8 protein-coding genes are annotated in these 9,787 nt (G+C 72.5%); 2 read left to right on the plus strand and 6 right to left on the minus strand.

The window, feature by feature from the left end; all coding sequences use genetic code 11:
• Together PLL68_RS07155 and PLL68_RS07160 are read right to left on the minus strand one after the other, a co-directional pair.
• Positions 1 to 1,953: a M13 family metallopeptidase gene (locus PLL68_RS07155; RefSeq protein WP_324533004.1), complete on the minus strand. Its 1,953-nt coding sequence runs from the start codon at positions 1,951 to 1,953 to the stop codon at positions 1 to 3.
• Between the two features lie 106 nt (positions 1,954 to 2,059).
• Complete coding sequence (locus tag PLL68_RS07160; protein ID WP_324533006.1) at positions 2,060 to 2,221, minus strand: hypothetical protein; 162 nt, start codon at positions 2,219 to 2,221, stop codon at positions 2,060 to 2,062.
• A gap of 143 nt (positions 2,222 to 2,364) precedes the next feature.
• Here PLL68_RS07160 and lepB point away from each other — a divergent pair, with 143 nt between their 5' ends.
• Positions 2,365 to 3,138, plus strand: coding sequence for a signal peptidase I (lepB, locus tag PLL68_RS07165; protein ID WP_324533007.1), 774 nt, complete (start codon positions 2,365 to 2,367; stop codon positions 3,136 to 3,138).
• Between the two features lie 48 nt (positions 3,139 to 3,186).
• Here the strand turns inward: lepB and smc are convergent, their stop codons facing one another.
• From smc to PLL68_RS07180, 3 genes are all read right to left on the minus strand, one after another.
• On the minus strand, positions 3,187 to 6,759 hold the full coding sequence (gene smc / locus PLL68_RS07170; RefSeq protein WP_324533009.1) for a chromosome segregation protein SMC: 3,573 nt from the start codon (positions 6,757 to 6,759) through the stop codon (positions 3,187 to 3,189).
• A 72-nt stretch (positions 6,760 to 6,831) separates the two neighbouring features.
• The gene (locus tag PLL68_RS07175) at positions 6,832 to 7,152 is read right to left on the minus strand and encodes a chorismate mutase (protein ID WP_324533012.1); all 321 of its coding nucleotides are present in this window, start codon (positions 7,150 to 7,152) and stop codon (positions 6,832 to 6,834) included.
• Positions 7,153 to 7,235: 83 nt separating this feature from the next.
• Entirely contained in the window at positions 7,236 to 7,535 is a 300-nt protein-coding gene (locus tag PLL68_RS07180; RefSeq protein WP_159900206.1) for an acylphosphatase, read from the minus strand.
• 65 nt (positions 7,536 to 7,600) lie between these two features.
• On the opposite strand from PLL68_RS07180, the gene PLL68_RS07185 reads away from it, so the two are divergent.
• On the plus strand, positions 7,601 to 9,586 hold the full coding sequence (locus tag PLL68_RS07185; RefSeq protein WP_324533015.1) for an acyltransferase family protein: 1,986 nt from the start codon (positions 7,601 to 7,603) through the stop codon (positions 9,584 to 9,586).
• Positions 9,587 to 9,590: 4 nt separating this feature from the next.
• Here PLL68_RS07185 and PLL68_RS07190 read toward each other — a convergent pair.
• The coding region (locus PLL68_RS07190; protein ID WP_324533017.1) for a zinc finger domain-containing protein at positions 9,591 to 9,787 on the minus strand (197 nt) is incomplete at its 5' end.

The raw sequence follows: 9,787 nt of genomic DNA on the forward strand, positions 1-9,787 counted from the left end.
TCAGAAGATGCGGACCCGGTCGCTCGGGTCGACCCACAGCCCGTCGCCCGGGCTGACGCCGAACGCCTCGTGGAACTCGTCGAGGTTGCGCACGGCGTTGGCCCGCAGGTCCATCGGGGCGTGCGGGTCGAGGGCGAGGAGCCGCTCGGCCTCGGCGGCCCTCGCCGCACCACGCCACACCTGTGCCCAGCCGAGGAAGAAGCGCTGGTCGCCGGTCCACCCGTCGATCTCCGGAGCCGGCTCGTCGCCGAGGGAGATGCGGTAGGCGAGGTGCCCGATGGTCAGCCCACCGAGGTCGCCGATGTTCTCGCCGACGGTCAGGGCGCCGTTGACCTTGTGGCCCGGGGCGTCGCGGGTCTCCAGCTCGTCGAACTGGGCGATGAGGGCGTCGGCGAGGGCCTGGAAGGCGCTGCGGTCATGCTCGGTCCACCAGTTGCGCAGGGTGCCCGTGCCGTCGAACTGCGAGCCCTGGTCGTCGAAGCCGTGCCCGACCTCGTGGCCGATCACCGCTCCGATACCGCCGTAGTTGACGGCGTCGTCGGCGTCGACGTCGAAGAACGGGGGTTGCAGGATCGCGGCCGGGAAGACGATCTCGTTCAGGCCCGGGTTGTAGTAGGCGTTGACCGTCTGCGGGGTCATGAACCACTCGTCGCGATCGACCGGGCCGCCGAGCTTGGCGTACTGGCGGTCGACCTCGAACGCCACCGCCCGTCGGACGTTTCCGAGCAGGTCGTCAGCACGCACCTCGAGGGCGCCGTAGTCGCGCCAGCGCTGCGGGTAGCCGATCTTGGGAGTGAACTGGCCGAGCTTGGTCAGGGCCTCGCGGCGGGTGTCCTCCCCCATCCACGGCACCTGCGACAGACTGCGCCGGAAGGCCTCGACGAGGTTGTCGACGAGCCCGACCATGGCCTCCTTGGCATGCGGTGGGAAGTGGCGCTCGACGTAGAGCTGGCCGACGGCCTCGCCGAGGGCCTCCTCGACCAGACCGACGCCACGCTTCCAGCGCTCGCGCATCTCGGGCACGCCGGACAGGGTGCGGCCGTAGAAGTCGAAGTTCTCCTCGACGAAGGCCGACGACAGGTAGGGCGCGTGAGCGTGCACGACGTGCCACGCGAGCCAGTCGCGCCACGCCTGCATCGGCTCCTGCGTGAGGGCAGCCGACACCGACGTGATGTGGTCAGGCTGGCGCACGACCACCGCGTCGAAGGCATTCGCCGGGGCACCGAGGCCATCAAGATAGGCAGACCAGGTGATCTGCGGCCCCAGGTCCGTCAACCCGGCGAGGTCGAGCAGGGTGTAGGTCTTCACCGGGTCTCGGTTGGTCACCTTGTCCCAGTGCCCGGCGGCGAGCCGGGTCTCCAGCGCCATGACGCGCGCGGCCGCCTCGGCCGGGGCGGGCCAGCCGGCGAGCGCCAGCATGCGCTCGACGTGCCCGACGTAGGCGGCACGCTTGTCGGCGTGCTGCTCCTCGCGGTAGTACGACTCGTCCGGCAGGCCCAGGCCGGCCTGTTCGAGGTACACCACGTAGCGGCTCGGGTCACGGTCGTCGGTGTTGACGAACGGCATGACGAGACCGAGGATGCCGGCGCGTCCGAAGGTGCCCGACGTCGCCATCACCTCGTCCGGGGACGAGACGGCCGCGGCACGCGCCAGGTCCTGCGCGAGCGGCTGCGAACCGAGAGCCTCCACGGCATCCTCGTCCATGAAGCTCGCGTAGAGGTCCCCGACCTTGGCCGCCACGGTGCCGCTCTGCGGGTCACCGGCGGCGACCTCCTCGATGATCTCGCGAACGTGCTGCTCAGCGGTCTCGCGCAGCTCGTCGAACGTGCCGTAGCGACCGCGGTCGGCGGGAATCGGCGTCGCACGGACCCACGGCCCGTTGACGTGGGCGAACAGGTCGTCCTGCGGGCGCACGTTCGGGTCGACGGCGGTCGGGTCGATTCCGGATCTCACGGCGCTGGCTCCTCTGGGTCGGGGAAGGCGCCCATCGAATCACACGGCGCCGACACCGTCAGGTCGCGCCCTCAGGGGCGGGCGAACCGCGGCGAAGAAGAACCGGTCAGCGGCTGAGGAGCTGGCGGTCGCGCAGCGACCCGACGACCTCTTCGCCGCGCTCGCTGAGCACGTCGCGGCCGGCGCGACGGGCGGGAACGGCGACCAGGGCCATGACGGCGAGAGCGAGACCGAGGCAGAACAACATGCCGAGCACGACGGAGACCATGGTCACAACTGTCCCAGACGCCCCACTGGCCACACAAACCACACCGGCATCCGTGGCCGAATCGTCACCAAGCGGCACCACCGGCGCAGTCCCCCCGACTCCCCCGGCCACACGACGTCGGGCCCGACGACTAGGGTAACCGCGTGAGCGCCGAACCCTCGAAGTCGTCCGGCGATCCCGAGACCCCCGGCATCCGCGAGACCTCCGAGGCCGACGGCACCCCCGCTCCTGCCCCGGCGCGGCGCAAGCGCAGCCTGCCGATGTTCACCGAGGTGATCATCGCGCTCATCGCAGTCGCTCTGGTGCAGACATTCCTCATCAAGCCCTTCGGTGTGCCCTCTCAGTCGATGGAGAACACCCTCCAGATCGGCGACCGGATCGTGGTCAACCGCCTCGACGACGACGTGCGGGCCGGCGACGTCATCGTCTTCGGTCACGGCGAGACCTGGCAGGCCAAGGAGCTCCCCCCGGCCGACAACCTGCTCCTGAAGGGGATCCGCGCCTTCGGCGACCTCACCGGCATCGGTCCGAGCAGCACGTCGTACACGGTCAAGCGGATCATCGGCATGCCCGGACAGAAGGTGGCGTGCTGCACCGACGTCGGTGCCGTGACGGTGGACGGCAAACCGCTCACCGAGCCCTATGTCTTCGAGGACCTCCCCTTCGTACCCGGCATCCAGGACTGCACGACCTCGCCCCGCTCGGTGCGCTGCTTCCCCGAGATCACCGTCCCGAGCGAGAACCTCCTGGTGCTCGGTGACCACCGATCGCAGTCAGCGGACTCCGTCGTCGGATGCCGTGGGGTCACCCAGGGGCAGGAGTGTGCCAAGTTCGTGCCCAAGGAACGCGTGATAGGCCCCGTCGTCGGACGGTTCTGGCCGCTCAGCGAGTTCGGCTCCCTGCCCCACGGGAACTGACGGCGACGCTGTCGCGCACAGCCAGCGCCGTCGCGCAGCCACCCGGCGTCAGGCCGTGGCGGCGACGTCCCTGATCCGCTGGGAGACGACCGTCGTCACACCGTCACCACGCATCGACACCCCGTAGAGGGCGTCGGCCACCTCCATCGTCCGCTTCTGGTGGGTGATGACGATGAGCTGGCTGGAGTCGCGCAGCTCCTCGAACAGCGTGATGAGCCGCCCCAGGTTGGTGTCGTCCAGCGCCGCCTCGACCTCGTCCATGATGTAGAACGGGCTCGGCCGCGCCTTGAAGATGGCGACGAGCAGGGCCACGGCGACCAGTGAGCGCTCGCCACCGGAGAGCAGCGAGAGCCGCTTGACCTTCTTGCCCGGCGGGCGGGCCTCGACCTCGATGCCCGTGGTCAGCATGTTGTCGGGGTCGGTGAGGACAAGGCGCCCCTCCCCACCGGGGAAGAGCCGCTCGAAGACCCGCTCGAACTGCACCTTGGTGTCGGCGAAGGCCTCGGTGAAGACCTCCTCCACCCGCTCGTCGATCTCCTTGACGATGTCGAGCAGGTCGCGCTTGGAGCGTTTGAGGTCCTCGAGCTGGGTGGTGAGGAAGGTGTGCCGCTCCTCCAGGGCCGCGAACTCCTCGAGGGCGAGCGGGTTGACCCGGCCCAGGGCGGCGAGCCCGCGCTCGGCCTTGCGCAACCGCTTCTCCTGCACCTCGCGCACGTAGGGCGCGGGCTCGGGAGCCTCGTCGGGGTCCTCGCCGGGGGCGACGACGTGCGGAACGAGCTGGTGGGGGCCGAACTCCTCGACGAGCACCTCGGGGTCGATGCCGAGCTCCTCGACGGCGCGGGCCTGCAGCTGCTCGATGCGGGCGACCTGACGTGCGCGGGCCACCTCGTCACGGTGGGCGGTGTCGGTGAGGTCGCGCAGCTCGTCCTGCACGGTGCCGAGCTCGGTGCGCAGTGCCACCGCTGCCCGGTCGCGTTCGGCGCGTTCGGCCTCCGCGGTGTCGCGCAGCGTGGTCGCCCGGGCCAGAGCCTCACCGATGCGCGCCACGGCGTAGACGGCGGCGGCCCGCACGGCCTCGGCGACCGTGGCCTCGCGGCGGCGGCGTTCACGCCGTTCGCGCAGTCGCTCGCGCGCGGCGAGCTCGTTGCGGGCGGCCCCTTCGAGGGAGTCGGCCCGACCCTTGAGGGCACGGGCCCGCTCCTCGCGGGTGCGCAGGGTCAGCCGAAGCTCGGTCTCCGCGGTGCGGGCGCGGCTGGCTTCCAGCTCGAGCCGGTCGCGCTCGTCGGTCGACGGTTCCTGCGTCTCGAGCTCGGGGGCCTCCTGCGCCTCGGCGAGTCGCGCCGATAGTCCCTCGAGCTCGGCCCGGTCGCGGTCGAGGTTCTCGCGCGCCACGGCGATCGCCCGCTCGGTGCGTTCGGCCTCGGCGGATGCCGTGCGCACCGCAGCGCCCAGGCTCCCGAGCCGCTCGGCGACGGCCGCCATGCGAGCGTCCGACTCGTGCAGGGCCTCGAGCGCCGCATCGACCTCGGTCGCGACCGCACTCGCGGCCTCCCGGGCCGCGACGAGTGCAAACCGGGCCTGCTCCGACTGGGCGGTCGCGGCATCCAGCCGTTCCCGGCTCTCGTCGACGGCCGCCTGGAGCTCGAGCAGGCTCTCCCCCGCGCTGCTGCCACCCCGGGCCCACCCGGGGCCGAAGACGTCGCCGTCGGCCGTGACGGCCGTGATCCCCTCACCGCGAGCGACCAGCGCCAGGGCGTGCGCGGCGGTCGGCACGAGCGCCACCCGTTCGAGCAGCTGCTCGACCGCAGGTCGCACGTCAGCGGGGGCGGTCACGACGTCGCGCGCCCACACCGCCGACCCGTCCAGCGCAGGCCACTGCACGCCATCCGACGGGGATGCCGTGGTGCCGACGAGCAGCGCGGCGCGCCCGCCGCTGGTCTCGCGCAACGACTCCAGAGCGCGGGCGGCGTGCTCGCCGCTCGGGACGGCAAGCGCCTCGGAGGCCCACCCGAGCGCAGCGGCGACGGCAGCCTCGTGGCCCCCGCTGACCTGAAGCAACGCCGCGACGGTGCCGATGACGGCGTGCTCGGCGTCCGCGGCGGCGAGCAGGGTCGCCGCACCGTCCTTGCGACGCAGGCTGAGCTCCAGGGCCTCGATGCGGGCGGTCGCGGAGGAGCGGTCACGCTCGGCGTCGCGCTCGCGCGCCACGAGGGCCTCGATCTGCTCCTCGATCTCGGCGAGTCGCGCAGCGGCGCTCTCGTAGGCCTCGTCGAGCCCCTCCTCGCCCTCCTCCTCGACGGCGACGCCGCCCTCGAGCTGGGCGAACTCCTGCTCGGCCTCGGCAGCACGGGCGCGAGCTGCCGCCACCGTCGCCTCGAGTCGGCCGATCTCGGCCTCACCGGCCTCGATCCGGCTGCGCCGGGCCGCCACCTGCCCGGCGAGCTTCGCCAGCCCCTCACGACGGTCGGCGGCCGCCCTGGCCAGCCGCGACAGGCGGTCCTGCTCGGCCGCGTAGGCCGCCTCGACCTCTTGGCGGGCCGTCACGGCAGCAGCCAGCTCGCTCGTGGCCGCGGCGACCTCGGCGAGCAGCGCGGCCTCGGCCGCGCGGGCCTGCTCGGCCTGGGCGCGCAGCTCCTCGGGGTCGCGCCCAGAGGTGGCCTCGTGCTCCTGGTCCTGCGAGAGCAGGCGCACCCGCTCGGCAGCCACCGACCCGGTGGAGTCGAGCCGGTCGCGCAGGCTCTGCAGGCGCACGAAGCGCTCCTGGGCGCGGGTGAGCTCGGGGGCGGCCTCGGCGGACCGGCGCTCGACGTCGGACAGGCGGGTGCGCACGTCCTCGAGGGCGTTCTCGACGGCGCTGCGTCGCTCGATCAGCGCGGTCTCGTCGGCGACCTCCTGCTCGAGCAGGCTGGTGAGCTGCACGAGGTCGTCGGCGAGCAGGCGCAGGCGGGCGTCACGGGCGTCGGCCTGGATGACGGCGGCGCGACGGGCGGCCTCGGCCTGGCGACCGAGGGGGCCGAGCTGGCGGCGGATCTCACCGGTGAGGTCCTGCACCCGGGTGAGGTTGGCCTCCATCGTCTCGAGCTTGCGCAGCGCACGCTCCTTGCGGCGGCGGTGCTTGAGCACGCCGGCCGCCTCCTCGATGAAGCCACGACGCTCCTCGGGCGTGGCCCGCAGCACGGTGTCGAGCTGGCCCTGCCCGACGATCACGTGCATCTCACGGCCGAGGCCCGAGTCGGAGAGCAGTTCCTGCACGTCGAGGAGCCGACAGTTCGTGCCGTTGATGGCGTACTCGCTGCCGCCCCCACGGAACATCGTGCGGGTGATCGTCACCTCGGTGTAGTCGATCGGCAGGGCGCCGTCGGTGTTGTCGATGGTGAGGCTGACCTCGGCCCGGCCCAGCGGCGGGCGTCCGGCGGTGCCGGCGAAGATGACGTCCTCCATCTTGCCGCCGCGCAGGCTCTTCGCGCCCTGCTCACCCATGACCCAGGCGAGGGCGTCGACGACGTTGGACTTGCCCGACCCGTTCGGCCCGACGACGCAGGTGATGCCCGGCTCCAGGCGCATCGTCGTCGCCGAGGCGAAGGACTTGAACCCCTTGAGGGTCAGCGTCTTCAGGTACACGGTGTCGTCGCAGCTTCCGTCGGGTGGCGCAGGCTCGGCAGGAGCCGGATGCCGCCCGACTCTACCGCCGCGTCAGGCCCGGTCCGCGGAGTTCTGGGCCGCGTCGGGGTCTGCTGCGAGGGCCTCGTGGTGGCGGATGACCTCGGCGATGACGAAGGTGATGAACTTCTCGGCGAACTGCGGGTCCAGCCCGGCCTCGTCGGCCAGGCCGCGCAGGCGGGCGATCTGGCGCTCCTCGCGGGCCGGGTCTGCCGGCGGCATCCCGATGGCGGCCTTGAGCTCGCCGACCTGCTGGGTGGCCTTGAAGCGCTCGGCGAGCAGGTGCACGAGCGCCGCGTCGATGTTGTCGATGCTCGAGCGCAGGCGTGCGAGGTCGGGAGGGGTGTCGCTCACGCCGTCATCGTAGGAAGCCGCGGCATCCGCGGCGCTCCCCCGTCCACCCCCCGGATGCCGTCGAGCCTGGTTGGGAGCGCGCGTCACCGCTCGCGGAACCCGACCTCACCGCGCGGGTCACCGCGCAGCGGGGCCGACACGGTGCTGACATGACCCGGCCGCCCGGCGGTGGACACCGGCTCGGAGAGCAGGGTCAGCAGGGCACCGAGAGCGGGGACGGGGCCCTCGGCGACCACCTCGACCCGGCCGTCCGCGGTGTTGCGGGCGTGCCCGGTCAGGCCCAGCTCGAGGGCCCGGGCCCGCACCCACCAGCGGAACCCGACGCCCTGGACGTCCCCGCGCACGAACACCGTGACGCGGCGCGTGGGCTGATCGTCGTCCATGGACACCCAGCGTAGGCCTGCGCGCCTCCGCACCACTGTCACCACCTGCCCCTACCGTTACCGACATGAGCACCGTGACGGCTCACAGCCCCGGCGGACGGGACGCCACGACGGGCGTGCCCGCACCGGCGCGTGCCGCCGAGGGTGCACCGCGCCCCGGCCGACTGCCTGGCCTGGACGGCCTGCGCGCCCTGGCCATCGTCGCGGTCCTGACCTTCCACCTCGACCCGTCCTGGCTGCCCGGCGGGTTCCTCGGGGTCGACGTGTTCTTCGTCGTCTCGGGGTTCCTCATCACCACGCTCCTCGTGCGCGAGCGCGCGGCCACCGGCGGGCTGGACCTCCCGGGGTTCTGGACCCGCCGCGCCCGCCGCCTGCTGCCCGCCCTGCTCGTCTGCGTCCCGGCCTCCGTGCTCCTCGCCCGCCTGTCCGAGGGCGACCTGCTCGTCGGCATCGGGCGCCAGGTGCTCGGGGCGTTCACGTTCACGTCGAACTGGCTCGAACTGGCCGCTGGAAGCGACTACTTCGCAGCCACGACGCCCACGCTGTTCATGAACCTGTGGTCCCTCGCCGTCGAGGAGCAGTTCTACCTCCTGTGGCCGCTCGCCGTGCTGGTGCTGCTGCGGGTGACGCGGGGGTACGAGGCCCGCGCTGCCGTCGCGCTGGGCCTGGCCATGCTGTCGGCGGTGCTGATGGCGGTGCACGTCGACCCGCAGAGCCCGACCCGCGCGTACTACGGCACCGACACCCACGTCATGGGGCTGATGCTCGGCGCGGCGCTGGCGTTCGCGTGGGCAGCCCCGCACCGCGCGTGGACGCGCACCCCGTGGTGGGGCGCCCACCGGCGTCAGGTGGCCGCGGCGGCGCTCGTCACGCTGCTCGCACTGATGGCGACGGCAGGTGAGGCCTCGGCGTGGACGTTCCGCGGTGGCATCCTGCTCGCCTCGCTCGCGACGACCGCCCTCGTGCTCGTCGTCGTCGAGCGGCCCGGACGCCTGCAGGCGGTTCTGGAACTGCCCGCAGCCCGCTGGATCGGTGCCCGCAGCTACGGCATCTACCTCTGGCACTGGCCGGTGTTCCTCGTCATCGGCGCCGACCTTCCCGTGGCACCCGGCAGCCCGGCCTACCTCGCGACCCGGGTCTGGTGCGTCGTCATGACCCTCGTCATCGCCGACCTGTCCTACCGGTTCATCGAGACGCCCGTGCGCCGGCACGGCTTCCGCGGCACCGCCGGTCGTGCCCTGGCCCGGCTGCGGGCGATGGGCACCCGGGGCGCTCGTGTCCTGTGGGGTCTCGCGCTGGTGCTCGCCCTGGTCGTCACCGTGGTGCTCGTGACCGCGCCGGAGCGCACCGCCACCGAGGAGCTCATCACGGCCAACGAGGCCGCCCTCGCTCTCGAGGACACGACGGCATCCTCGGCTGACGAGCGTCGGCCTGCGAACCCGGGCACCGCCACAGCGGATGCCGCCACGACCTCACCCAGCCCCACGGCATCCGCCGCCGTGGCGGACTCGACGACCGCCGACTGGACGATGCCCTCCGGCAAGGAGATCGACGTCTTCGGCGACTCCATGGCCGTCGGGTCGATCCACGCCCTGCGCTACTACTTGCCCGGCATCCGCGTCGACGGCAAGTCCAACCGCCAGTGGAGCGCCGCGCCCAAGTACGTCGCCGCCAAGGGTGACTCCCTGCGGCGAGCCGTGGTGATCGTGCTCGGCACGAACGCCGGCACCGACCTGCCGGTCGCGCGCAAGACCCTCGACGCCATCGGGCCGGACCGCATGGTGGTGCTGACGACCGTCCACGGCCGGTTCGCCCGCGCCGAAGAGGACAACGCGGCGCTGCGCGAACTCGTCAAGGGTCGACCGAACGTGCGCCTCGCCGACTGGGATGCCGCCCTGAAGGGCACCAGCGGACAGCTCCAGAGCGACGGCATCCACCCGAGCCTGAAGGGCTCGCACCTGTTCGCCAAGACGGTGCGCCAGGCCTTGGCCGACCTGTCGGAGGAACGCACCGGCAAGACCGTGGTGCTCAAGGAACTCCCCGGCCCCTGAGGGCTCAGGCAGGTTGGCGCCGGGCCCTCGGACGGGGCTGGCAGCGCGGGCAGGAGAACGACGACCGGTTCATGAAGTGCTCGCGGCGGATGAGGGTCCCGCAGCGGCGGCAGGGCCGGCCCTCCTGGCCATAGGCGGCGAGGGAGCGGTCGAAGTAGCCCGACGCGCCGTTGACGTTGACGTAGAGGGCGTCGAAGCTCG

Source organism: Ornithinibacter sp., from assembly GCF_035443565.1.
Taxonomy (GTDB): Bacteria; Actinomycetota; Actinomycetes; order Actinomycetales; family Dermatophilaceae; genus Fodinibacter.

Excerpts from the sequence above, each read along its gene's own strand:
- PLL68_RS07185 (WP_324533015.1), top strand. The coding sequence starts at position 7,601 with ATGAGCACCGTGACGGCTCACAGCCCCGGCGGACGGGACGCCACGACG.
- PLL68_RS07180 (WP_159900206.1), bottom strand. The coding sequence starts at position 7,535 with ATGGACGACGATCAGCCCACGCGCCGCGTCACGGTGTTCGTGCGCGGG.
- PLL68_RS07160 (WP_324533006.1), bottom strand. The coding sequence starts at position 2,221 with ATGGTCTCCGTCGTGCTCGGCATGTTGTTCTGCCTCGGTCTCGCTCTC.